Origin of the sequence: Agarivorans sp. QJM3NY_29 (assembly GCF_050870835.2) — a bacterium.
Lineage (GTDB): Bacteria > Pseudomonadota > Gammaproteobacteria > Enterobacterales > Celerinatantimonadaceae > Agarivorans.
This window is the reverse complement of record NZ_CP194036.2, coordinates 4,319,395-4,343,915: the sequence shown is the minus strand read 5'-3', so window position 1 is coordinate 4,343,915 and position 24,521 is coordinate 4,319,395. Positions and strand designations below refer to the sequence as shown.

The following is a 24,521-nucleotide window of genomic DNA, read 5'->3' as shown; positions in this document are numbered from 1 at the left end:
TCGCCTAGTAATCGCGGATATTGAAGTGTAAGGCCAATTGCTGCTTAAACTTTTTCACCACATGTAAACCGTGGCGCAATAGATCCCGTTGACTATGATTCAATTGTTCCAGTTTAAGGGTGTGATAGTCATGCTCTTCGTCGATCGGGAATAGCTGTTGAATACGTAATTTGAAAAACAATAAGAGAGCTTCGGTGAGATTAGCGGCCATGTCGGCTTCTAGGATCTTAAGTTGAGCCAAACATTCAATTCGCTCTAGGGTATTGGTGGGGATGACTGATTGCTCTAGGGCGAGAGCTCTCACGCCATGAACAATGGGGAAGATGCCGCCTTTCTTGATGTCTAAACCAGCGTGTTTCGATTTGATCTTGCCAAATAGGGTTAGTGGCGTGTGAAATTTTAAGGCCGGTTGAGCAAAAAACGCCAGAGTCACGCTGCGTTTGGCCATTTGCGCCATTAAATCTTTACGCATATGCCGTAATAGGCTTTTATTGCCAGCAATGGCATGGGCATCCAAGATAATGGCGATGTTCATCATGGCTTCACCGTGGCCAATTTCGACCCAGTTGGCGATGGTTTCACTCCATTGACTTTGACTTTGTACCCATTGCGGATTGTTGACCATGATCTTGCCAGGACAAGGCGGATAACCTAGTTGTAGCAGGTAATCGCTGAACTGCTCTAGCTGCTGTTGTTTTTCCGGCCAATCGTAACCATCTTCGAGCACCAGACCGTTGTCTTGGTCGGTCTTAATGATTTGCTCTGCGCGCCCTTCACTCCCCATCACCATTAAACACACATGGCTGTGATGCTCTGGGGCGATGGATAAATCAAACACCCGATGAATGATTTGTTCATTCATGGTGGCCAATAGCTTCATCACAAATAAGGTGCGAATACCGTTATTGCAAAGGTTTTCCACGAGCCGGTTGAGAGTGAGGGCCGCTTCGCTGAGTTCTTCAATGCTTGAGGCTCGTGCAATACGTAAGGCTAATACATGGGAATGAGTGGAGAAGAGGCTGAGCAGGTGAGACATTTCCATCACGCCAATGATTTTTTGCTCATCTTTTACCACGACTCGTTCGATGTTATTACGAGTCATCAACAACATGGCATTAAATAAAAAATCGCCTTTATTGACACTAATTAAGTTGAAATTAGCTAACTGGCTAACTGGTGTATCCAGCGATTGCTGCACTAATACTGCAGCGTGTAGTAAATCAGTACCGGTTAACATACCGAAGCAACCATCGTGATTAACTAATAGAGATTCGAGTTTTTGTTCACGCATGATAAAAGTGGCTTGTTGGAGTGAGGTTTCCCCTTCAATCACCACCGCTGGCTGCACGTTACGCTCATCGATGCAGGTTAAAATGAACTCGGCTAGATTTTTATTGCCTTCACGGGATTCTACTAATTGATGGCGAGTCGCCAAATCGCGCTGAAAGTAATCACCAAAATCACTGTTTTCGCTGACTAGCTGACGAAAAATACGGCTGGGCAAGGCATAACAGAGGGTTTCCTCTAAGGCGAGGTAGTCATGTTTGGCGTAACCACCAAACTGTGAGCGTACGTCGAACCAATCTTCATGGGTATAGTGAGCGAACACTTCATCATTGTTGTCAGCTCGCTCTTCAACCTGCCCCTTAATAATAATAAACAGCGCTTTTGCTTCGGTGCCAGCAGTCACTATTTTCTGCTGACTTTGAAAATAATGAATATCTAAATTGCTGCTGACCAGTTGCCGTTGCTGAGGCTCTAGTTGGTCAAAAGGTGGGTGCTGGAAGTTGAAATCTGTGCTCATCGCCTCACCATGGGGTAGGATAACTCTATGTCTTGGTCACAGATAAGCATGTCTTTTTTTGTTAGTTTTACCTAGACGACTTTAGTCTAAATCATGCTAAAGCGCGGCCTGAAAGGGGGGCGCGATAGCGATTTGCGCCAGCCCCTGCCCCTTGTTAGGAATGAGTGAGGGATTTGTTTGGTTTTTGAGGCCGTCGCATTTTTGCCGTGATAAAAGTGCTTTTATGTCGAATTAAAATCGACCACCAAAGATAGCCAGCTTTAGGGCTAGATAGGATCTCTGCGAGTCACAAGGAACGGATTCAAGATGGAAATGGTAAGCGAAGGTTGGTTAGTGATTCCGCTGTCGTTGGTTTACTTGGGGGCTTTGTTTGTCATTGCCTACTATACCGATAAAAACCAGAGTGAGCGGCTGCGTTGGCAACCGGCTTTTTATAGCTTTTCGATCGCGGTGTACTGTACCTCCTGGACGTTTTACGGCACGGTGGGGCAAGCCAGCGAAAACCTGCTATCGTTTATTCCTATTTACCTTGGTCCAATCTTGTTGTTTCTATTTGGCTGGAAGCTGTTAGCGCGGCTGATCTTAATTGCCAAGCGTGAACATATTACCACCATCGCTGATTTTATTGCCGCCCGTTACGGTAAATCGCAAACTCTGGCTGTGGTGATTTCCTTAATTTGTATCATTGGTATTTTGCCCTATATCTCGTTGCAGCTGAGGGCCATTGTGATGGGTTTGGATTTGTTTGGTGGCGAGCCAATGCGACAAGCGGTCGGTGAGGGCAGTAGCTCACAAATTGCCTTGTTTGTGAGCATCGCGCTGGCGATTTTTACCATGTTGTTTGGAACCCGCCATATTGATGCGACGGAGCATCACCGCGGAGTTATTGTCGCGATCGCCTTCGAGTCTTTGATTAAATTGCTGGCCTTTGTTTGTGTCGGGCTGTTGGCTATTAGCCTGCTGTGGGATTTACCTGTAGAGGCTCAGCAGGCGGTAGGCGCCTCAATGGGCAATAAATGGCAGCAACTGAGTATCGCCAATGTGAGCGATTTGGTGGTGGCGACATTGTTGGCTATGTCGGCGGTAATTTGTCTGCCGAGGCAGTTTCATGTCACGGTGGTTGAAAATAATCAGGTGAACGACCTACAGACCGCACGCTGGTTATTTCCCGCTTATTTATTGCTGTTGGCGGTTTTTGTATTGCCGATCGCTTTTGCTGGAGACTATTTATTGCCTGCGGGAACTCCTGCCGATAATTTTGTGATTAGCCTGCCGCTGGCGGCTGGGCATAAGATCCTTGGGATGGCGGCCTTTTTGGGTGGGACTTCTGCGGCCAGCGGTATGGTGGTGGTGTCGACCATCGCCTTAGCGATTATGGTAAGCAACGATCTGGTGTTGCCCTTATTACTGAAACAAGGCGGATTAAGTCAACGTAACTTTGCTCAGTTTAGTGAGTTGTTATTAAACGTACGCCGTACCACTATCTTAGTGATCTTGTTATTGGCCTGGGGCGCATTCTTGATCCTTGGAGAGGTCGGGAATTTGGCCGATATTGGCTTCTTGTCGTTTGCCGCAATCGCTCAGTTAGCGATCCCCTTGGTTTTTGGTTTGTATTGGCGAGAAGGCAACCGCACTGGTGTGTATGCTGGTTTATCGGTGGGCATGCTGTTGTGGTTGCTCAATTTATTGAATATTACCGATAGTTTGCCGCATCTATGGCCAAATTGGTGGCTAATGCAGAGTATTGTCGAGGGACTGACCGCTCCACAGTGGGATGGTCAACCCTTAATCTCGAATAATAACTGGGGGGTTGTACTGAGCTTAGTGTGTAATTTGCTGGCCTATTTACTCGGCTCTAAATTATCCAGTCCGGCGGTTTCTGAATGGCTACAGGCCAGCAGCTTTGTGGGGCAAATTGGTAAGACGGATGATGCTGGGGCGCTCTATCAGTCGAAGGTGAGTGTTGAAGAGCTGCACATGCTGTCGTCTCGTTTCCTTGGGACACAGCGCGTTAACGAGAGCTTTCAAAAGTACGCGGCTTCTCGAGGCTTGCAACTGAGCCCTAACCAACAGGCCCCAGTAGAATTAATTGCTGAAACGGAGCGGATGTTGGGCGGGGTATTTGGCTCTTCTTCGGCTCGTTTAGTGCTTGGTTCGGTATTACAGGGGAAGCAAGTTCAGCTGGAAGAGTTTGCTTCAATCGCTGAAGAAGCATCTGGATTGTTGCAATACAACAAACATTTGTTGCAGGGGGCGATAGAACATATCGACCAAGGGATTGCTATCGTTGATATCGAGTTGAAGTTGGTTTCTTGGAATCGTCGTTATACCGAATTGTTTGAATTTCCTCATGGCCTATTAGTGGTCGGGCGTCCTATTGAAGAGGTGATCCGTCATAATGCGATTAATGGTTTGTGTGGGCCGGGTGATATTGAAGAACATGTTGAGCGGCGGGTGGAACATTTACGCCGTGGCTCCAGCCATACTTCTTCACGTGTCCGTTTAGACGGACGCGTGATTCAGGTGCAGGGGAACCCGATGCCTAACGGTGGTTATGTGATGACCTTTAGTGATATCACAACCTTCAGGCAGGCCGAAGATATGCTCAAGCAGGCCAATGAAATATTGGAGGCGCGAGTTGCTCAGCGCACTCAGCAATTGTCTTCGATCAACCAGCAATTGGTACAGGCAACACTGTCGGCTGAGCAGGCGAATCAATCCAAGTCTCGGTTTTTAGCGGCGGTCAGCCATGATCTGATGCAACCGCTGAACGCGGCCAAACTATTTGTGGGTTCCTTACTGGAATCAGAGATGAGTAAAGAAGCTGAATTTTTAGCGGCAAGCATTGATAAGTCGTTGTATTCGGCGGAAGAGATCATTAGTGATTTACTAGATATTTCGCGTTTGGAATCGGGTCGGGTGGAGGTGAGTAATGAACAGTTTGAGGTTGGCCACTTGCTGGACCATATTCATGCAGAATTTTTGCCTTTAGCGCAACAACAAGGGGTTGAGTTGAAGTTGCAAGCCAGCAGACTAACGGTGAGTACCGATAGCAAGTTGCTGCGGCGGATCTTACAAAACTTTTTAACCAATGCCTTACGTTACAACCCTCAAGGGAAAGTACTATTGGGCGCTCGCCGCAAAGGTAATTACCTGCGCTTGGAAGTCTGGGATAACGGTCCCGGTATCGAGAAAAGCAAGCAGCAGCAAATTTTTGAAGAATTTCAACAGCTCAATAAATCGGGCCGAGCGAGAGATGAAGGCTTGGGTCTTGGTTTGGCGATTGCTCAAGGATTTGCTGAATTATTAGAAATTCCGATTGGGGTAGAATCAACCCCCGGCAAAGGCTCGGTGTTCTATGTGACAGTGCCCGTTGTGGAGGCGCTTAATGTCCACAAATTAAGCCCCGTTGAACATGACAATATTAATGTTACCCAAGGGGCCAAGGTGCTGTGCATCGATAATGAGCCCGAGATCTTAGTTGGCATGGAAAGTTTGTTGAGTCGTTGGGGTTACCAAGTGCTGTGTTGTGAAGCGGTCGAAGAAGCGGAAGCGTTGATTGCCGATGGTTGGATCCCTGAGCTGATTCTAAGTGACTACCATCTTGATCATGATAAAACGGGTCTCGAGGCGCTACAGCGGCTGATCCATCAAGGGAAGCTGTCCTGTCATGGCATCGTGATTAGTGCCGATCGTCATACCGACTTGATTGACCGGGTGCGCGCTCAAGGCTTTGCTTACTTAAGTAAACCACTACGACCTTTGCGTTTGAAAAAATTATGCCAACAATTGCTGAACAGTAAAACCGCAGCCAACTATTGGCTGAAACCAAATGCCTAAGTCCCGAATATCATCGAGTCGGATGATTTGGGGGATGTGATCTCTTCGGCTTAAAGAGGGCTATCTTCGGGTCTAGGCTCTAGTTCTAATTGCTGTAGGGCGATCACGGCTTGAGTCCGGTTTTTTACATTGAGTTTGCGGAAAATCGCGGTCACGTGCGCTTTAATTGTCGCTTCAGAGACATTCAGCTCATAGGCAATTTGTTTATTTAGCAAGCCTTCATTGAGCATCACCAAAACTTTGTATTGCTGAGGCGTTAAGCTGGCCAAACGCTCCGCAAGTGGATCTTGTTCGGCACTTTTTGCAAAACTAATACCTTCGGGGTACCAATCATCCCCTTCGATAATATGTTGGATCGCCGCAACCAATTGCTGCAAGGGGGTCGATTTTGGAATAAAGCCTGTCGCCCCAAGTTGCTTGGCTTTTTGTACAACGCTCGTTTCTTCACTGGCAGATATCACAACAATCGGTAAATCAGGATATTGGCCATGTAAATGAGTAAATGCCGAAAAACCATTTGCTCCGGGCATTTTTAAATCGAGTAATAATAAGTCAGGCTCGCGTTGGCTATCGAGCAATTCAAGTAAATCACTTACGTTTTCTGCTTCGAGCAATCGTGCATCGGGGACAGCGGTATGCACCGCCTGCTGCAGCGCACTACGAAACAAGGGGTGGTCATCCGCAATAATGATCTTGTAGGTATCGTCCATAATCAGGTGTTTCAGCCTTTTTTTTGACCATAGCACCAAGCGCTTGTGGATTCAATTTGCTTACTGGTTAACTGTGAAGGCCGAGCAAAGTTCCCATCCCGAGTAAGCTTGAACCGCTAAAACGATTAACCCATTGTTGGTAGCGCTGCAGTTTCATTTGTACTCGATGATGAGATAACAAATGTACCAACAAACACCACAACAGGCTGGTTTCGAGTAGTAAGGCGGCAGCCAAAATCAACTTGTCGCTAAACGCGGTCTCGCGACCGATAAACTGGCTAAAGACACTAACCACAAAGACCAGAATTTTAGGATTTAGCAAATTACAGGCAATGCCACTCAGGATGACTTTTTTACCCGCCTGGGGCTGTGAAGCTTTGCCAATTTTAAGTCCTTGCGGGCGACTGAGTAGGGTTTTAAGACCGATGAAGATCAAGAAACCTGCGCCACTCCAACGCAGGATTTCAAATAGTAGCGGGGATTGTTGGATGAGCAGTGATAAACCCGCGATAGCGAAGCAAATGTGAATGCTAAAGCCTAATAACACACCACATGCACATAGACTGGCTTGGCGCTTACTTTGGGTCGCGTGGCGAAGCACCATCACCATATCTGGGCCGGGGCTGAGCATGCCGAGTAGGTTAATTAATAATAATGCACTTAAGGCTTCGAACACCGGATTAATCCTTGCAATTAAAGAGCTACAGATGAAACAGCGGCTAGTGTAAGAACTTAAGTGAAATATTAAAATGGAATTATTGCTATCTAAAGTATTCCATTTTGGAATACTTTGGTGAGGCTTAGAGGGTTGGTGTTGGCTGGGTATTTATTTTGGCCGTTGGCGCTTAGGATAGGGACAGTTTCTACAGCCACTGCCACAGCAACTGCCTCGCTTTAGATGATACCAAGCACTAAACACCATTAATCCGTCTTTTTCTTGATAATCGATGTGCTGCTGTAGCGGGCTTTGATTATTTTGGTAGCGTTGAGCTAAGGCTAATAACTCATGGTGTGGCATGGTTTGGCATAATTGGTCTAGTTTTTGGCTGAGTTTTTTAGCCAAACAAGGGGCGCAATAACAGCTTTGCTCACTTAAATCGGCACTCACTGGCAAGATACTGGGCATCTTCATACACCAGCAATTTTTGTCGGCACTGCAATTGAGGGCTTGTCCACAGCCGGGACAAGTGTGCTGGCTCATATCTGTTCTCTACTCGATTAACTTATAAATGTGGCCCAGTGGCTTGTTTTAGCTTAACGGCTTCTCTGGGCTAAGTCATTGCTTGGTGTAGTTGCTGCCTAAACCAGCTATGGGCGGGATCGTGATGGTTACGATGGTGCCAAATCAGTGAGTAGTCGAAGCCGCTCGCAGTAAAAGGTAAGTCGACAATCGCTAGCGGACGTTGTTTGATTAACTGCTCAGCAATTTGGGCTGGCATGGTTAGAATGAAACGAGTCTCGGTTAAGATCTGCAGGGTGGCGAAGTACGATGAAGCTTTGAGCTGTATTTGCCGTTGTAAACCTTGTTGATTGAGGTAACGGTCGATTTGCGAGTTTTTATCGGCGCCAGTGGTGATGATTGCATGTGGATAACGGCAATAATCGGCTGCGCTGGGCGAACTGATATCGAGGTAAGGATGATGTTTATGCATCAAACAGACGAGATGATCGCTGCCTAAAGTGATGGCGTGCAACTCACTGCTATCTTGTGGTGGCAAGGTTAAACCTAGGTCAACTTCACCGCTATGTAATAAACGGCTGGTGGTGTGGTCCCAGTTACATAGTTCAACATTGAGTTGGGGGGCTTGCTGGTAAATTTTACTTAAGACTTTGGGTAATAAATGTTCGCTGACATAGTCAGAGGTTGCAATACAAAAAGTACGTTGGCAAAGGCTGGGCTCAAAGGCTTGTTGATGCAACAGGCTTTCTACTGAATCTAATAACGGGGCTACTTGTGCTTTTAATTCAAGGCCCTTAGGCGTGGTTTGTAATTGTCCTTGCACCCGAACTAATAGGGGATCGCCAAAAACATCGCGTAATTTGGCTAAATGCTTGCTCATGGCTGATTGACTCAGGTGCATTTTTTCGGCTGCACGAGTCACACTTTGTTCTTGCAACAGATAATATAAGGCACTGAGCAGGTTTAAATTAATTCTTCCAGGTTGCATAGGTCGCCTCAAGTAGGGATGGGGGCTTAGCTTAACTGGCTCGCGGTTCGCTGTATAGTGCGCTTGAATTCCGCCAATGAGTGGCTCGCTAGGGCTGCTTGTCACGCGCCTGGTTTGTTCAAGCAAGCAGCTGACTGCCCCCTGACGGCATCAGCCAAAATAAATATACAGTCACTGAGTAGGGCGAGAGGTTGCTAAGCTTGTTTGCATGTACTTATCAAAAATAGCTTGATAACTACCGTTGGCTTTTAGGGTGTCCAGAGCGGCTTGCCAGCGCTGAATTTCACTATCCGGCAGGTCTTTGTGAGCGGCGATATATAAGTCGGAGCGAAATACCTGAATCGGTATTTTCTCGATGCGCCGCATATCGACGGCCAGCATACGCATGTTATGGCTTACCCCTAAGTCGGTATCGCTTATGGCAATATCTGCGCGCCCTAGCAGGAGTTTCTGATACACCTGCATGCTGCTGGTGGCTGTCATGTCAAGGTTCTCGAAGCCCTGCTCTAATAACAGACTGGGGATGATGCCTTGATGGCGAGTCGCAATACGTTTGACGCGTTTAAGGTCGGCTAAACTGTCTACAGGAATGCGATGGCCTCTGCGCTTATAGAAGTAAATGCTGCCGTCACTGAGTGGACCAATCCATTTGTATTGCTGTTCCCTGCTGGGGGTGCGAAACAGCGAAAACATCATGGTTTGAGGACGGGAATTAAGGACGCGGGTGCTCCTCAGGCTTGGTAGCAGTTGGATCTGATAGTCTTCGTTCAGTAGCTTGAGGATGCCTGCTACTATTTCGGTAGAGAAGCCTACCAGTTTGCCATTTTCTTGGTAATTAAACGGAGCCCATTCCTCGGTTACCAGTAGCATGCCTGGTTTGTCAGTGGCGACAGACAGCGCAATATTGCTACAGCATAGCCATATCAAAAGGAGTAATTTTATGCGCATATACCATCCTGTTACTTGTGCGCCGGCCTTTTGGTTTACGCCAGCGCCACAGCCCTTGCACTGCAATTACGGATCATTACGGGGCTGTTGTGCTGCTCATTTAGCTTAATTTATAAGCCGTTTAGCAGTAAATGCGCATTAAAAGCTTCGGCGTTCATAAATCCAGTGATGCGCGCTTGCTGTAGCTCTTCTCCGCTTGCATTAAATAATAGCAGAGTGGGCAAGCCTAATACTTGGTAATGTGTGAGTAATTTGATCGAAGTGGCGTCGGTTGTTGTGACATCGGCTTGTAGCAATACCATGTTGTTGAGCTGTGCAGCGACCAATGGATCACTAAAAGTCTCTTTTTCAAAGGCCTTACAGGCGGTGCACCAGTCAGCATAAAAATCAACTAGTACTGGTTTTGCCTGGGCCGCGGCTAAATCGAGCTGCTGTTGCATTTCCTGCAAATTAGCCACTTGAATAAATTTCCCCTGTGGCATATTGGGCGCTTCATGCCACCAAGTTTGGCTGGCCCACAATAGGCTAATCAGCATGCAACCAAGAAGCAGTAATTGGCGCAGTGTTTGCCAAGGGCTGAGCGGGCTCAGCCGATTTTGATGGTAGTAATAGCCACTGGCCCCGAGAATCAGCAACAGCCATAGCCCTTGAACGAGTGATTCGGGAATAAAGCGTTCCAATAGCAAAATAGCTACGGCTAATAACATCACTCCAAAGAAGGTCTTCACGTGTACCATCCAAGCGCCGACTTTGGGTAATAATTTGCCACTGCTGGCGCCTAGTAACAGTAAGGGCAGGCCCATACCAAGACTTAAACTATAAAGGATCAGAGCCCCGAGCGCGAGATCCCCTGTTTGTGCCACATAAATGAGAACCCCTGATAAGGGCGCAGCAGTGCAAGGAGACGCCACTAAACCCGATATCATGCCCATGATAGCAGCACCGGAGAGAGAGCCAGCTTGTTGCTGATGGCTGAGCTGGTTGAGTTTTTGTTGGATGCGACCGGGGAGTTGTAGGGTAAAAACGCCAAACATGGACAGGGCTAATAGTACAAATAACAATGCTAAACTAGCCAAAATAGCAGGATGTTGTAGCGCGGCTTGAAACTGTAGGCCAGCACTGGCAACCACTAAACCTAAGCTCGTAAAGGTGAGCGCCATGCCTTGCACGTACGCCAAAGATAGGCGAAAAGCGCGCTGAGTGCTAAGTTGTTTACCCGGGCCAGCAATAATCCCAGTTAAAATAGGGTACATGGGGAAAACGCAGGGGGTAAATGCTAAACCGAGCCCCAAAATAAAGAAGAGTAATATATTCAACCAAATGTTGTTGTTGGTGAGTCGCTCGGCCAATACCCATTGCTGGCTAATCGGCTCACTTACCTTGAGGCCGGAGGGGCTTGGCGTTGCTTGCGCTACAGGAACTGTGGTGGATGGCTCGATATGATTGCTAAGAAAGGCTTCTTTGATTTGCGGTGGATAACATAAACCGGCTTTTGCACAGCCTTGATAACTGACTTCAATGCGAGAGGCATCGCCGAGTTGTGCGAGTGGGATGGTGAAGCTCACATCCTGTGGGTAAATCTGCACTTGGCCAAAATAGGGGTCATCATAGGGCTGTGCTTGAGGTAAGTAGTGACTGAGCTCGATTGGCTTATCATTGACCTTCACGCTAAATTGCCGCTGATAAAGATAGTAGTGAGGGGCCACTTGCCAGTTAAGTTGCAAGCCACCATCTTGTTCTAGAAAATTAAAGGCAAAGGCACTATCGACGGGCAAGAATTCTTCTGCATTACTCGTCACCGAAGGCTTGAGTCCTGGTAATTGATTAAGCAGACTTTCGGCATGCAGTGTAGAGCTGAAGTAAAATGCCAGTATGATGATAAAAATTCGTTTTGCCATGTGAGGTCTTTTCTCGCTCCCTAATCAATATACAACCCTATAAAGGTCATCCGAAAATCAGTATGCCGTTCAATCAATACTTACGAGAGCATCGGTCTTGGAAGTACTTTTTTACGACTCATGATAGACAGACCTCAGTTGCGACAAAATAATAACACAAACCCTGATTTTTTTGCTTGCTGAGGATTTTGTTCGAAATCGTTGCATTTTGCTGATTGGTTTTATAAATGTGGCTTGTTCATTTTTCGAGGTATTCATTTCTTAGCGTAATAATGTGTATCATTCAAGATAAATAGCACTGACGATATCAAGCAGACAGCCTTTAAATTTGCGCTGATGCTCCCCATATTTTAGTCTTAGCAGATAAAGCATTGTTTAGTGCTTTGCCATTTGAAGAGGATTTCTCCCTTGTTTTTATATATTTTTTTGTTATTTGCGGGTCTGTCATACGCTGAAATCTTTGTACTAATTAAGGTGGGTAGTTTGATGGGAGCGCTTCCTGCGATTGGATTGACGATCCTCACCGCAGTCGTCGGAGCCTCTTTAGTTCGTAGTCAAGGCTTACAAACCGCCTTCCAAGCACGAGCGGCGATGGAGCGAGGCGAAACACCTGCGCAACAAATGTTTGAAGGCCTGATGCTGATTGTTGCTGGCGTGATGTTGGTGATGCCGGGATTTATTACTGATTTCTTCGGTTTATTGTTATTGTTCCCGCCACTACGCGCAGCTTTGGCGGCTCGATTTTTGAAATCGCAACTATTAAAAATGCAAACCATGAGAAATCAATCACCAGACTTTGGGCAAGAACAAGAAACGGGGCCAGCCAATATCAAAGATGTCGACAAGTCTGGAAATGTGATTGAAGGTGAGTTCGAAAGAAAAGATGATTAAAAAAATAAGGGCTTATAGCCCTTATTTTTGAGTATGCTTGGTTGAGCAATCGATGTTAGTGTTTAGTGGTTACGACTCTAGGGTTCATCCCCATGCTCGTTGACAAAAAACTACCAAACTCGTCGGAGCGAAGATGTTCTTCCGCTTCTGCTACGCTACCTTGAAAAGGTACATAGACGGTTTTTTCTTTAGAAAAGAAACCGCTTAAACGCTCGAAGGCAATATAAATTGGCTGCATGCTTAGTGCTCCCGTTATTACGCTAATAAACTGAACTGGTTGTTATTAAGTTGTTATAGTTTTGTGTTAAATGATGTTTTGTATGACCAGTCGGTGTGATCCTGCTCAAATTTCAGCTTAAATTCAAGCGTTTTTTGTACAACTTGTCGATGAAAATGTTTTCAGATTGATTTCAGTTATATTTTTTCGATAAAAAAATAAAAAATTTTCTATCCCCCCTTGTATGCGCAACTAACGACCCCCATCTTATTTGCAAGATTAAGTTTGTAACTCTGAGTTACATATACATGAACAAAACACGATTGTTTTTTTAAAGGAGAGATCGCAATGAATATCCGTCCGTTGCATGACCGCGTTATCATCAAACGTAAAGATCAAGAAAGTAAATCAGCTGGTGGCATCGTGCTTACAGGATCTGCAGCAGAAAAATCAAGCCGTGGCGAAATACTCGCTGTAGGTAAAGGTCGTATGCTAGAAAATGGTGAGTTACTTGCCCTAGATGTAAAAGTGGGTGACACCGTTATATTTAACGAAGGCTACGGCACTAAAACTGAGAAAGTTGACGGTGAAGAAGTATTGATTATGTCTGAATCAGACATTCTTGCAATTGTAGAATAATCTCCCTTTTTCGATAGAGAAAACAGAACTCATTTTAGGAAAAAATCATGGCAGCTAAAGACGTATTATTTGGTAATGATTCTCGCGGCAAAATGTTAGCGGGCGTAAACATTCTAGCAGACGCAGTAAAAGTAACTTTAGGTCCGAAAGGTCGTAATGTTGTTTTAGACAAATCTTTTGGAGCACCGACTATCACTAAAGATGGTGTTTCGGTTGCAAAAGAAATTGAGCTAGAAGATAAGTTTGAAAACATGGGCGCTCAAATGGTGAAAGAAGTTGCTTCTCAAGCCAATGATGCCGCTGGTGATGGAACAACTACTGCAACTGTACTTGCGCAGTGTATCGTTAACGAAGGCCTAAAAGCCGTTGCCGCAGGTATGAATCCAATGGATCTGAAGCGCGGTATCGACAAAGCTGTTGTTGCAGCTGTGGCTGAGCTTAAAAACTTGTCTGCACCTTGTGCCGATACTAAGGCGATTGCTCAAGTTGGGACTATCTCTGCTAACTCTGATACCACCGTGGGTAATATCATTGCAGAAGCAATGGAAAAAGTAGGTAAAGAAGGCGTTATTACTGTAGAAGAAGGTCAAGCTCTGACTGATGAGCTAGACGTTGTTGAAGGAATGCAGTTCGATCGCGGTTACCTGTCTCCTTACTTCATCAATAACCAAGAAAATGGCAGCGTAGAGCTAGATAGCCCTTACATTTTATTGGCTGATAAGAAAATTTCTAACATCCGTGAGTTACTTCCATTGTTAGAAGCTTTGGCGAAAGCGGGCAAACCTTTACTGATTATTGCCGAAGATGTTGAAGGCGAAGCCTTAGCCACACTAGTTGTTAACAACATGCGTGGTATTGTGAAAGTTTCAGCAGTAAAAGCCCCTGGGTTTGGTGACCGTCGTAAAGCGATGTTACAAGACATTGCGATCCTAACCAACGGTACAGTGATTTCAGAAGAAGTTGGTTTGGAACTTGAAAAAGCGACTTTAGAAGATCTTGGTAGCGCTAAGCGTGTAGTGATTACTAAAGATAACACCACCATTATTGATGGTTTAGGTGAAGAAGCTGCGATTGAAGGACGTGTTGTACAAATTCGTCAACAAATTGAAGATACCTCTTCTGACTACGACCGTGAAAAACTTCAAGAACGTGTTGCTAAACTTGCTGGCGGTGTTGCCGTGATTAAAGTGGGCGCTGCGACTGAAGTTGAAATGAAAGAGAAGAAAGCGCGTGTTGAAGATGCGCTACATGCGACTCGCGCTGCGGTTGAAGAAGGTGTGGTTGCCGGTGGTGGTGTTGCGTTGGTTCGAGCTGCGGCTAAAATTATTGACCTTAAAGGTGATAATGAAGAGCAAAACGTTGGTATTCGTGTTGCGCTTCGCGCGATGGAAGCCCCACTTCGTCAAATCGTTGATAACGCAGGTGATGAATCATCAGTGGTATGTAACAACGTGAAAGAAGGTGAAGCTAACTACGGCTACAATGCTGGTACTGGTGAATATGGTGACATGTTAGCAATGGGTATTCTTGACCCAACTAAAGTGACTCGTAGTGCCCTTCAATTCGCTGCATCGATTGCAGGCTTAATGATCACCACTGAGTGCATGATCACTGATAAGCCTGAAGATAAAGCTGCTGGTGCACCTGATATGGGTGGCATGGGCGGTATGGGTGGAATGGGCGGTATGGGCGGCATGATGTAATCATAGCGCCAGCTATCCATAGAAACTCATAAAGTTTCAGAAAGCCCGTAAGGCATTGCTTTACGGGCTTTTTTGTTTCTTAAGTCTTTGCTCTTTCAAAGGCTGGGTGCCCTGGAGTGAAAGCTTTAAGAATGAACTAGCAATGCCCAGCGGCCTGTGGGTAACAGAAGGTATCTTAAAGCATGTTGAGTAAGTCAAATAAATTGACTCAGTTGCTGAGGGAGCCTTTTATATTTGATCCCTTTTATACTATTTGCTGTTGTATTGCTTTCTTCAAGAAACGCTTCTTTCTATTTGTTGCTAGCGGTATATTGCTAAGTCACTAATCGCGTGCGTCGTAGTTTAATAGACTGTTTTCTTGGAGAGCCGGTGGAAATTAAAAACAAATATGTAAATAGAGGAATAGATTACATCGTTGATAACCTTGAGAATGAATTAAAAGTAGAAGATGTAGCGCGCTATTGCCATTTGTCGAAGTTCCATTTCACTCGTTTATTCAAGGAGGAAACTGGCGATAGTGTCTATGCGATGATTAAAAAAATGAAAATGGAGGAGATCACCAAGTCAATCGTCATGCGTTTATCAATATGCCCAGCAACGACACGGCGGGAATACAAATCGATGACCAGAGCGAGGACATCCAAGTTTCATCTGCGCTTAAATAGCTTGCCTCTCCTGTGCTGTCCAAACTTGCTTAGCTGTAACAAGATTTAAGTTCTGGTTTAATAAGTTATCAAACTTACCTATCAGCTTTGAGTGCTATACTCACTCATCTTAAAGGCCTCTTTACATAAGTGTTTACCTAACTCGCGCTAACCTTAGCTAATTTTACTTTGTGTCGTGGTGCATTGCTCCCGCTTGCTGGAAAACAATGAATAATCTTCAGTAGGGGCTGGCTTGCCTTTTTTATTGAGTATTGTTCATCCATACTCAATGGTACGATGACTGCGGCCTGTGTGGATTGTCAGGCTAAAACAGTTCATATTGTAAGCGCATTACCAAGCACGTTAAGGAGGACGAGTTATGCGATATCTGATGGCATTAAGTATGTTGTTGTACTCAGTGATGGTGTCTGCTGATTTAGCCAAACCGAATGGCCCACCGGTATTGACTCTGGCTGGTGCCATTACACAAGGTAACAATCAAGGCGCTGCTGATTTTGATTTAAAGATGTTACAGGACTTACCGCAATACTCTATCGTGACGCGTAATCCTTGGGTTGAAAGTCGTCACCATTATCGAGGCCCTCGAGTGGCGGACATACTTGAGCTTGTTGGCGCGGAGTCGACTCGCTTGATCATGGTTGCCTTAAATGACTATGAGGTGGAAATTGATTTTTCCGATATCAGTCAGTTTGATCCAATCTTAGCTTGGTCTGATAACGAACATCTTATGCGAGTGCGCGAGAAAGGCCCGCTATGGTTAATGTTACCGATTGATCAGCATCCAGAGCTGTTACAAATGCCATATAATGATTTTATGATTTGGCAATTACGCAAAATTATTGTTAAGTGAGTTGCTGACTTGTGAATTGGTTACTTCGATTACCCAAACAGTATAAGAGCTTTTTACTATCATTGGTGATTATGCTGTTTATCGTGAGCGCATTGGTTTGTGTTTACCAGCTACGCCATATTATTCGTTTATTAGAGTCCCCTAAATCAACCACCTCTTGGTCAGTGGTGCAGTTGCAAAGCGAACACCGGCGCTTTATTAGCGCATTGCGGCTTTATCGTTTGGGAGGGATAGAGAAAGATGAGCTGATGTTGCGTTATGACATCCTATGGAGTCGGATCCCTGTGCTTTTGGAAGGCGAGGAAACTGCCGGATTTCAAAGCGATCAAAATGCCACTCAGTTGGTCAGAGAGCTATTTAAAGAGATCCAGCGAATTGAGCCTTTATTGCAAGCCTTTACTCCCGATAATACCAAACTTGGACGCTTGGTGGAGCGCCTGAAGTCTTATTCAACACCTCTCAACTCTCTTGTGAATAAAGAATTTCAACGTAATAGCGAATTTGATTATAAAACGGATATTCGCTTACTGCAGTTGCAATTAATTCTGTCTTTTTCGATTGGTGCTTTACTGATCTGTGGCTCGATCTTGATTATTTGGATTGTTCGAGAGAATCATTTGAATCGCTATTTAGCGAATCATGACATCTTAACGGGTTTGCCTAATCGGGCTGGTTTACGCGAGTTTATTACTAGCTTGGAAAACAATCGTCGTGATTACGCCATTATGGTGATGGATTTGAATGGCTTCAAAGGCATTAACGATAGCTATGGTCATCAATACGGCGATCAGATTTTAAATTTGGTCGGGCAGCGTTTACAGGGACAAATGCGCCAGTGTGATTTTGCGGTCCGCTTGGGAGGCGATGAGTTTGCGATTGTGCAAACGCGAGTGCGTTTGCAAGAGGATAGCGCTGGTTTTGCCCAGCGCTTAATTGAAGTAATTGAAAAACCGATGTCTTTAAAAGGGCGAGAATGTTTTGTGGGAACCAGTATCGGCATTAGTTTAGCGCTAGAGAATGACTATGATTGGTTAACGATACTGGGTCAGGCCGATACCGCGATGTATTTGGCAAAGCAGCAGTCGCGTGGGAGTTCTTGGCAGTTTTTTGCAGGGGAGATGCAATTAGCTCAAGAGCGAGAACAATTGTTGCTGAGTCAGCTACGAGAGGCATTGGAGCAGCATCAGCTTTGTTTGTTTTATCAAGCAATCGTTGACTTGTCTAAATTGCAGGTTGTTGGTGCTGAAGTTCAGGTGCGTTGGCAGCACCCAGTCTATGGGATGGTCAAACAAACTGAATTGCTCGAGCTTGCACAAGCCTGTGGTTGTGTGGTGGCTTTAGAGTCATGGGTGCTTCGAGAAGCGACCCAACAGTTGAAGCTTTGGCAACATGAGTATAGTGCTAACTTGCAGCTAGCGGTTTCTATTTCATCCAGTACGCTCCATAACGATTTTTTAGTATTGGTGAATAAAGTCTTGGTTGAGAGTCGGATCTTACCCCATCGCTTGATCATCAATATTATCGATAGTAATCAACATATGTTATTGGATAGTGTGGAAGCGATCCGTGAATTACGTCGGATAGGGGTGAGTTTGTCGTTAGACAACTTTGGCAGTGCAGAGTGTCCTCTTGAATTACTGAATCATCTTCCGGTGCAATATTTACGGGGAGCGGAGTCTCTGATGTCTGAGCTTTTAAGCGCTGTCGATGAACAACCATTACTGACCGCGACAGTGTTGTTTGCGAATCGTTTAGGGGTGAAGTTGATCGTATCGGCAGTTGATAATGAACAACATTTAGCCCACCTAAAAGCGATAACCAAAGACGTTTTTGTATTAGGTGCGGCTTTCGCGGATTGGGCACCAGCAGAACGGTTTCAAGCTAACTTAGGTGATGATTTTACGGCAGACCGTTGAGCCTCGCTCATTGGTTTTACTGTTATGGCTAGTTTATTGAGCTAAAGCCATGCAGATCACATGTAAATTATGGGGCCACTTGTTATAAGTGCGATTTTAAGTGGCCCTAGAACTTCTTGCCTAGGTAAAACTAGCAGTACTGACTTAGCTGATTTCGAGGGGCTGCACATGTAACTTGTTCTGTCTCTAACCATGATGCCCAGAAAAGTGCGAACGGCTCTAATGAGTAAGGAATTTAAATTTTGCAAGTAAGCTATGTAGTTGTTCGAGTTTGGCGACGATGAGTTTAAGCTGAGTCACAAAATGTTCGTCGTCTTCGCATTCTTGTAATAACACTAAGTCACTGGCAAGCTCTTCAACATAAGGTAGAAAATGCCGATGCTGCAGTTTAAATAAACTTTCTTTAAAGAGGGCGCTAAACTTTGCTTTTCCTTGTTCTTGTTGTTGCTTAAGCAGTTCATCTGCATCAATGGCTTTGTGGTAAATATCTTTTAAATTTTGCTGGATCTGTTTAATGAGCTTGGTTTTATCCATGAGTTTTATCACTATCTTGGTGTTTAATATAGCTTAGCTTGAAGCACTAAAATGTGCCTATTCAACAAAGCGAGCACTGTTTTTGTTTAATCTAAGCCGATGTCTATCGGTGTTTTACTGGCTTTTCCGGCTTGTTCGCGAGCGAGTCGTGGAACCAAAAATCCAGGCAGTCTTTGATAAAGTTGCTGCATAATAGCAATCGCCTGCGCTTGGTCAACGTCGAAGTGGGCCGCACCCGAGACTTTATCCAATAAAAATAAATAGTAGGGCATGATATGTGCGGCAAATAAGGCTTCGCTTAGCTCACTTAAGACTTGCGCATCGTTGTTCACCCCGTTCAACAATACCGCTTGGTTGAGTAAGCAAATCCCAGCATCGTGCAATTTTAAAAATGCTTGGCTGAGTTCTTGGTTTAGCTCGTTGGGGTGATTAATGTGGCTTACCACGATGCACCTTAAGCGAGAACTTGCAAGTAATGTTACCAATTCATCGGTAATGCGAGAAGGGATCACAACCGGCAAACGACTATGGATCCGTAAACGTTTAAGGTGTGGAATTTGTTCTAGTTGTTTAATTAACCAAGCCAGTTGATGGTCGTTGGCCATTAGCGGATCGCCCCCACTAAAAATGACTTCATTAATTCCGCTATCTTGGCGAATGTATTCAAGTGCCTGTTGCCAACCTGCTTTGTTAGGACTGTTATCTTGATAAGGGAAATGACGGCGAAAGCAATAGCGGCAGTTTATCGCGCAACCACCGCGAACAATAAATAGCACTCGGCTTGTGTATTTATGTAATAGACCGGGAAGCGCGGCTTGATGTTCTCCGAGAGGATCGATGCTAAATCCTGGACTGTCGAGAAACTCATCGCTACAGGGCATAACCTGACGTAGCAGCGGATCCTCTGGATTACCTTTTTGCATCCGTTTCACAAAGTTCAAGGGGACTCGTACCGGGAATAACTTACGTGCAGCGAAGTGTTGCTGGTAATTTTCAGGGTCCAGATCTAAGTATTGCAACAGCTGTTTGGGATCTGTTACTGCATTTGCAAGTTCTTTTTGCCAATTAACCTGCACAGTTGAGTCGTTTCGCGTTATTATTCGCAGCATTGAATTTGAAATAACCTTGTATGTAGAGGACTAAATGGCGTCATATAGTACCAGTGAATTCCGCGGCGGGCTAAAATTAATGCTCGACGGCGAGCCTTATGCAATTTTGGAAAACGAGTTTGTCAAACCCGGTAAAGGGCAGGCGTTTAACCGAGTTAAACTGCGTCGTCTGTTAACCGGAAAAGTATTGGAGAAAACCTTTAAATCAGGTGAGTCGGTGGAAGCCGCCGATGTCATGGATCACGAGCTTGCATTTTTGTACAGCGATGGTGAGTTTTGGCATTTCATGAATAATGATACTTTTGAGCAAGTTGCGGCTGACGAAAAAGCGGTTGGGGATACAGCCAAATGGTTGGTTGAACAAGATCTTTGCGTTATTACGACTTGGAATGAAAACCCTATTGCAGTGACTCCGCCTAATTTTGTGGAGCTTGAAGTCACTGAAACAGATCCTGGCCTTAAAGGCGATACAGCTGGTACTGGCGGCAAACCCGCAACCCTGAGTACGGGTGCCGTGGTGCGAGTTCCTTTGTTTATTCAAATTGGTGAAGTGGTTAAAGTCGACACGCGTAGTGCTGAGTATGTTGGACGAGTGAAATAAGAGCCTTCTTAAGGTTGGATTTAAAGGAGCTTGATGCTCCTTTTTTTTATATTTTTTGTTTCTCTTTAAATATAATGTATTCAATGCTTTAGAAAAAATTTCGGACGGTGTGGTGCTTGCTGCTGATAGCTTATGAACCGCGCACAATTTACCTTGCCTTAAGCGCTGTTAGATGCCCTTCAAAGATAAATACATCTAGTGAAATAAACTGGCTTCTTAGTAGAAAATTATCTTTGCCAGCTGAAAAAATTTGCGAATAAAATATTTTTGATTTAGATCAATTTTGTACTTTGCGTAATTCAGCATTGTCTGCAATGATTAACTCACGGTATTTTAATGATAAAAAGGTTACCTAATGAAAGTTGTGTCTGATTCGTCCATTGGCCATGTGAATAGAAGGTACTCAAATAAAATCAGTTTTGCTAATTACTCGGGTGATTATCCGACCGGAGTATTTGAACAGTTAGCTTGTAAGGAAGCTGAGTTGGATATGCTCAAGCAGCGAGAACGAAAGTTAGCTTTGGAAATTGCCTCTCTTAAAATCAATTGTCAGCGAGATATAAAGGCGGGCTAAATTATTAGCCCGCTTTTTCTACAACAAACCGAGTAGTAATAAGGTTGCACAGACTACCGAGCCAGCAAAAGCCACTCCGTAAAATATCGCCTTAACCAAGTTCCCGGCATGAATACCAAAGTCGTGTAAGGTATGGTAGAGGCGGTGCATACATAGCCATAGTGGTAAACTAATCACAAGCCAAATAACGGCTGCTCCAATCCAGTTTTGTGAAAAGCCGAGTAGTCTTTCATAGGAAAACTGCTCGACTGGGATGATTCCCATTGGAACCAGTATTCCGGTAATTAAAATAGCGATGGGAGTGAACAGAGCTGCAACCATGCCGCCGGCTCCAAACATGCCCCAAAACACTGGTTCGTTTGAACGTTTCATTGTTGTCTCCTATATCAAAACTAAGATTAAACCAATTAAGCTGACGACGGCTAATCCAGCATACAAGCTGGAGATGATCCAGCTGTCGGGTACTCGTTTCTGTCCCAGCCAAAGGTTTGCAGCTTTAGGTGCTAAACTAAACCAAGTCACACTATGGTAGAGCGTCCATACCAGCGTGAGCAGATGAAATGCTAGCCATAAGGGGTGGCTCATGGTGTCCAACCAACCATTGAAGGCTTCGCTGCCTTGGCTTAAGCGAAATAGGCCAAATAACAAGACAAAGCTATAGATAGCGATGACTAAACTGGAGCCTTCACGAATGATGTATTTAGTGTGAAAGGTATTTTTTAGCCACCAGGTCGCGCCCATCTTACGTTCATAAGGTTTACGTTTTGTCATGACTATTCTCCTGGCTTGAACATGGCAATGACATAGTCTTTCGCACTGTCGACTTTACCGAGTTGAATGGCTGCTGCGGGATCGACATCTTTAGGACAAACTTGGGAGCAATAACCCACAAAAGTACATCCCCAAGCGCCTTCTTCAGCGTTTACAATTTTCATCCGTTCAGCTTTACCTGCATCACGACTGTCTTGGTTATAGCGGTGCAATAACGCTAGAGCGGCAGGTCCTGTGAAGGATTTATTCAAACCATATTGAGGGCAGGCGGCATAACATAAACCACAGTTGATACACATCGAGAATTGACGATATTGCGCCACTTGTTTGGGTGACTGATTGTGGCAACCATCTTCAATAGCGCGAGTTTGGTCATTAATAATATAGGGTTTAATGGCTTCAAGTTTCGCGATGAAGTCACTCATATCAACGATTAGGTCGCGCTCGATTGGGAAGTTCGCTAAAGCTTCCAGTTTCATTCCTTTGGGGTAGTCTCGCAAAAAAGTTTTGCAGCCTAACTTTGGAATGCCATTGACCATCATGCCGCAACTACCACAAATAGCCATTCGGCAAGACCAGCGATAGCTAAGGCTTGGGTCCAATTCATCTTTAATATATGCCAAGGCTTCTAATACCGACATTTCCTGAGTATAGGGAACATCATAGCTTTGCCACACGGGTTCGTTATCGGTTTCGGGGCGATACCGAAGAATGTTAATTTTCATCACTTCAGCCATATTAGTTTGCCTCCGTTTTTTTGTTCGCTGCATCTTGGGCATCGGCCGCCGCACCATAAACGCGTTCCGCGGGAGCTGACTTGGTAATTTTCACATCGCTATAGCTAATTTCGGGTGCCATATCGGCACGATATTTCGCGAGGGTATGTTTGAGGTAGTTTTGATCGTCGCGCTGCTCGTATCCGTCGATCCGTTGGTGAGATCCACGACTTTCTTTCCGATTAATTGCAGATATCGCCATTGTTTCAGCTACGTCTAGTAAGTAACCCAGTTCAATGGCATACAGCCATTCGGTATTAAATACTTCACTATCATCCACTAATTGAATATTTTTGTAGCGCTGTTTTAATTCTGCAATTTTATCGATAGTTTGTTGCATGGTTTCTTCGGTGCGGTAAATACCCACTCCCGCTTCCATGGTTCTGCCTAGTTCATTGCGAATATCAGTTGGTTTTTCACTTCCTTGAGTTTGTTTTAGCGCTTGATACTTGGCGAGCGTTTGCTCCGCTTGCACCAGTAAACTGCTGCTGTCGCTATGTTCACTGCTTATTGCATGCTTGGCTGCTTCTTCACCGGCCACCTGGCCAAATACGGTGATTTCGGTCAGAGAGTTTGAGCCCAGACGATTGGCACCGTGTAAACCAACCGAAGAACATTCTCCAGCGGCATAAAGGCCTTTCATGGAGGTTGCACAACGACCGTTGGTTTCAATCCCACCCATGGTGTAATGCACCGTTGGGCGAACCGGGATCGGTTCTTTTACGGGATCAACACCCATATAGGCTTTGGCTAGTTCACAGATAAAGGGGAGGCGCTCGTGCAGGTAAGTTTCGCCTAAGTGAGTGAGATCGAGGTTCACATAGTCGCCATTCGGTCCTTCGATAGTGCGGCCTTTTTGTGCTTCTTGCCAAAAACATTGGCTGAGTCGGTCTCGAGGGCCTAATTCCATATACTTGTTTTTAGGTTCGCCGACAGGTGTTTCTGGCCCTAAACCGTAGTCTTGTAGATAACGATAACCATCTTTATTGGTAAGGATCCCACCTTCGCCGCGACAACCTTCGGTCATTAAGATGCCTGAACCGGGTAAACCAGTTGGGTGATACTGGACAAATTCCATGTCGCGTAGCGGCACGCCATGACGATAGGCTAAGGCCATACCGTCGCCAGTTACAATCCCGCCATTGGTATTGAAACGATAAACTCTGCCAGCACCACCAGTGGCAATGATCACCGATTTTGCCTGGATGAGTTTAGCGACACCTTCAGCGATATCCAATGCAATGACACCTTTCACTTGCCCGTCTTCAACAATTAAGTCGAGCACGAAATGTTCATCGAAACGTTTAATGCTGGGATATTTGGTTGAAGTTTGAAATAAGGTGTGCAGGATATGGAAACCACTTTTATCGGCGGCAAACCAGGTGCGTTCTATTTTCATGCCACCGAAACGTCGTACATTGACGCTCCCATCCGGGCGACGAGACCAAGGACAACCCCAATGTTCCAGTTGGGTGAGCTCTTTAGGGGCTCGTTCAACGAAAAAATCGACGACGTCTTGCTCACATAACCAATCGCCACCAGAGACGGTGTCGTTAAAGTGATTATCGAAACTATCGTGATCCTGAGCAACACCTGCAGCCCCTCCTTCGGCGGCAACTGTATGACTGCGCATTGGATATACTTTAGAAATTAAAGCTACTTGTAATTCGGGGTGTTGCTCGGCAACTTCTATCGCAGCTCTTAAGCCTGCTCCCCCAGCGCCAACAATGGCGACATCGGTTTTGATTACTTCCACGCTTTTCTCCATACGAAATAAGCCTACAGTTGATTGTGAAGCTATTGAGTTTTTGCCGTTTGACTAAAATCAAAAAGTAGCGCTACTTTGGGTGCTCAGTGGAGATAATTTGGCTTTTGCGATATAACTCCCGATTTAGATGCGAAAATGC

Annotated in this window: 22 protein-coding genes and 2 pseudogenes; 9 read left to right on the top strand and 15 right to left on the bottom strand. The window is 45.2% G+C overall.

Annotated features, from left to right (window positions below):
- Positions 1-4 precede the first annotated feature (4 nt).
- Positions 5-1,804: a DUF294 nucleotidyltransferase-like domain-containing protein gene (locus tag ACRRS0_RS19635; protein ID WP_432455902.1), complete on the bottom strand. Its 1,800-nt coding sequence runs from the start codon at positions 1,802-1,804 to the stop codon at positions 5-7.
- 306 nt (positions 1,805-2,110) lie between these two features.
- On the opposite strand from ACRRS0_RS19635, the gene ACRRS0_RS19630 reads away from it, so the two are divergent.
- The gene (locus ACRRS0_RS19630; RefSeq protein WP_432455903.1) at positions 2,111-5,644 is read left to right on the top strand and encodes a PAS domain-containing hybrid sensor histidine kinase/response regulator; all 3,534 of its coding nucleotides are present in this window, start codon (positions 2,111-2,113) and stop codon (positions 5,642-5,644) included.
- Between the two features lie 50 nt (positions 5,645-5,694).
- Here the strand turns inward: ACRRS0_RS19630 and ACRRS0_RS19625 are convergent, their stop codons facing one another.
- The 6 genes from ACRRS0_RS19625 to ACRRS0_RS19600 form a co-directional block, all read right to left on the bottom strand.
- Positions 5,695-6,354: a response regulator gene (locus tag ACRRS0_RS19625; RefSeq protein WP_432455904.1), complete on the bottom strand. Its 660-nt coding sequence runs from the start codon at positions 6,352-6,354 to the stop codon at positions 5,695-5,697.
- 67 nt (positions 6,355-6,421) lie between these two features.
- Positions 6,422-7,030 carry a LysE family translocator gene (locus ACRRS0_RS19620; RefSeq protein ID WP_432455905.1) on the bottom strand — a complete coding sequence of 203 codons (609 nt, stop codon included), beginning with the start codon at positions 7,028-7,030 and terminating at the stop codon, positions 6,422-6,424.
- Positions 7,031-7,180: 150 nt separating this feature from the next.
- Entirely contained in the window at positions 7,181-7,555 is a 375-nt protein-coding gene (locus ACRRS0_RS19615) for a DUF5522 domain-containing protein (RefSeq protein ID WP_432455906.1), read from the bottom strand.
- 70 nt (positions 7,556-7,625) lie between these two features.
- Complete coding sequence (locus ACRRS0_RS19610) at positions 7,626-8,522, bottom strand: LysR family transcriptional regulator (protein WP_432455907.1); 897 nt, start codon at positions 8,520-8,522, stop codon at positions 7,626-7,628.
- A gap of 171 nt (positions 8,523-8,693) precedes the next feature.
- Positions 8,694-9,470, bottom strand: coding sequence for a substrate-binding periplasmic protein (locus ACRRS0_RS19605; RefSeq protein WP_432455908.1), 777 nt, complete (start codon positions 9,468-9,470; stop codon positions 8,694-8,696).
- A gap of 110 nt (positions 9,471-9,580) precedes the next feature.
- Positions 9,581-11,368, bottom strand: a complete 1,788-nt coding sequence (locus tag ACRRS0_RS19600; protein WP_432455909.1) for a protein-disulfide reductase DsbD — start codon at positions 11,366-11,368, stop codon at positions 9,581-9,583.
- 408 nt (positions 11,369-11,776) lie between these two features.
- Between ACRRS0_RS19600 and ACRRS0_RS19595 the strand changes: the two genes are divergently transcribed.
- Positions 11,777-12,259, top strand: coding sequence for an FxsA family protein (locus tag ACRRS0_RS19595; RefSeq protein ID WP_432455910.1), 483 nt, complete (start codon positions 11,777-11,779; stop codon positions 12,257-12,259).
- A 55-nt stretch (positions 12,260-12,314) separates the two neighbouring features.
- Here ACRRS0_RS19595 and ACRRS0_RS19590 read toward each other — a convergent pair whose 3' ends face one another.
- Entirely contained in the window at positions 12,315-12,497 is a 183-nt protein-coding gene (locus ACRRS0_RS19590; protein ID WP_432455911.1) for a hypothetical protein, read from the bottom strand.
- 327 nt (positions 12,498-12,824) lie between these two features.
- Here ACRRS0_RS19590 and ACRRS0_RS19585 point away from each other — a divergent pair, with 327 nt between their 5' ends.
- The 3 genes and pseudogenes from ACRRS0_RS19585 to ACRRS0_RS19575 form a co-directional block, all read left to right on the top strand.
- The gene (locus ACRRS0_RS19585; protein WP_432455912.1) at positions 12,825-13,115 is read left to right on the top strand and encodes a co-chaperone GroES; all 291 of its coding nucleotides are present in this window, start codon (positions 12,825-12,827) and stop codon (positions 13,113-13,115) included.
- A 47-nt stretch (positions 13,116-13,162) separates the two neighbouring features.
- Positions 13,163-14,818, top strand: coding sequence for a chaperonin GroEL (groL, locus tag ACRRS0_RS19580; protein WP_432455913.1), 1,656 nt, complete (start codon positions 13,163-13,165; stop codon positions 14,816-14,818).
- 330 nt (positions 14,819-15,148) lie between these two features.
- Positions 15,149-15,286, top strand: a pseudogene (locus tag ACRRS0_RS19575) (hypothetical protein); the annotation flags it as partial.
- A 77-nt stretch (positions 15,287-15,363) separates the two neighbouring features.
- On the opposite strand, the pseudogene ACRRS0_RS19570 reads toward ACRRS0_RS19575, so the two are convergent.
- Positions 15,364-15,553, bottom strand: a pseudogene (locus tag ACRRS0_RS19570) (IS3 family transposase); the annotation flags it as partial.
- Between the two features lie 288 nt (positions 15,554-15,841).
- On the opposite strand from ACRRS0_RS19570, the gene ACRRS0_RS19565 reads away from it, so the two are divergent.
- Entirely contained in the window at positions 15,842-16,333 is a 492-nt protein-coding gene (locus tag ACRRS0_RS19565; protein WP_432455914.1) for a molybdopterin-binding oxidoreductase, read from the top strand.
- An 11-nt stretch (positions 16,334-16,344) separates the two neighbouring features.
- The gene (locus ACRRS0_RS19560) at positions 16,345-18,249 is read left to right on the top strand and encodes a putative bifunctional diguanylate cyclase/phosphodiesterase (RefSeq protein ID WP_432455915.1); all 1,905 of its coding nucleotides are present in this window, start codon (positions 16,345-16,347) and stop codon (positions 18,247-18,249) included.
- Between the two features lie 219 nt (positions 18,250-18,468).
- Here the strand turns inward: ACRRS0_RS19560 and ACRRS0_RS19555 are convergent, their stop codons facing one another.
- On the bottom strand, positions 18,469-18,783 hold the full coding sequence (locus ACRRS0_RS19555; RefSeq protein ID WP_432455916.1) for a hypothetical protein: 315 nt from the start codon (positions 18,781-18,783) through the stop codon (positions 18,469-18,471).
- Between the two features lie 86 nt (positions 18,784-18,869).
- Positions 18,870-19,892, bottom strand: a complete 1,023-nt coding sequence (gene epmB, locus ACRRS0_RS19550; RefSeq protein ID WP_432455917.1) for an EF-P beta-lysylation protein EpmB — start codon at positions 19,890-19,892, stop codon at positions 18,870-18,872.
- A gap of 34 nt (positions 19,893-19,926) precedes the next feature.
- Between epmB and efp the strand changes: the two genes are divergently transcribed.
- Both efp and ACRRS0_RS19540 read left to right on the top strand, forming a co-directional pair.
- Complete coding sequence (efp, locus tag ACRRS0_RS19545; protein ID WP_432455918.1) at positions 19,927-20,493, top strand: elongation factor P; 567 nt, start codon at positions 19,927-19,929, stop codon at positions 20,491-20,493.
- A 355-nt stretch (positions 20,494-20,848) separates the two neighbouring features.
- Complete coding sequence (locus ACRRS0_RS19540; protein WP_432455919.1) at positions 20,849-21,067, top strand: hypothetical protein; 219 nt, start codon at positions 20,849-20,851, stop codon at positions 21,065-21,067.
- A gap of 18 nt (positions 21,068-21,085) precedes the next feature.
- Here ACRRS0_RS19540 and frdD read toward each other — a convergent pair whose 3' ends face one another.
- The 4 genes from frdD to frdA are packed head-to-tail and all read right to left on the bottom strand — an operon-like array spanning position 21,086 to position 24,370.
- The gene (gene frdD / locus ACRRS0_RS19535; protein ID WP_432455920.1) at positions 21,086-21,439 is read right to left on the bottom strand and encodes a fumarate reductase subunit FrdD; all 354 of its coding nucleotides are present in this window, start codon (positions 21,437-21,439) and stop codon (positions 21,086-21,088) included.
- A 9-nt stretch (positions 21,440-21,448) separates the two neighbouring features.
- Positions 21,449-21,838 (bottom strand): fumarate reductase subunit C, encoded by a 390-nt coding sequence (locus ACRRS0_RS19530; RefSeq protein ID WP_432455921.1) that lies wholly within the window; start codon positions 21,836-21,838, stop codon positions 21,449-21,451.
- Between the two features lie 2 nt (positions 21,839-21,840).
- Positions 21,841-22,575, bottom strand: coding sequence for a succinate dehydrogenase/fumarate reductase iron-sulfur subunit (locus tag ACRRS0_RS19525; RefSeq protein WP_432455922.1), 735 nt, complete (start codon positions 22,573-22,575; stop codon positions 21,841-21,843).
- 1 nt (position 22,576) lies between these two features.
- Complete coding sequence (gene frdA, locus ACRRS0_RS19520; RefSeq protein ID WP_432455923.1) at positions 22,577-24,370, bottom strand: fumarate reductase (quinol) flavoprotein subunit; 1,794 nt, start codon at positions 24,368-24,370, stop codon at positions 22,577-22,579.
- Positions 24,371-24,521 lie beyond the last annotated feature (151 nt).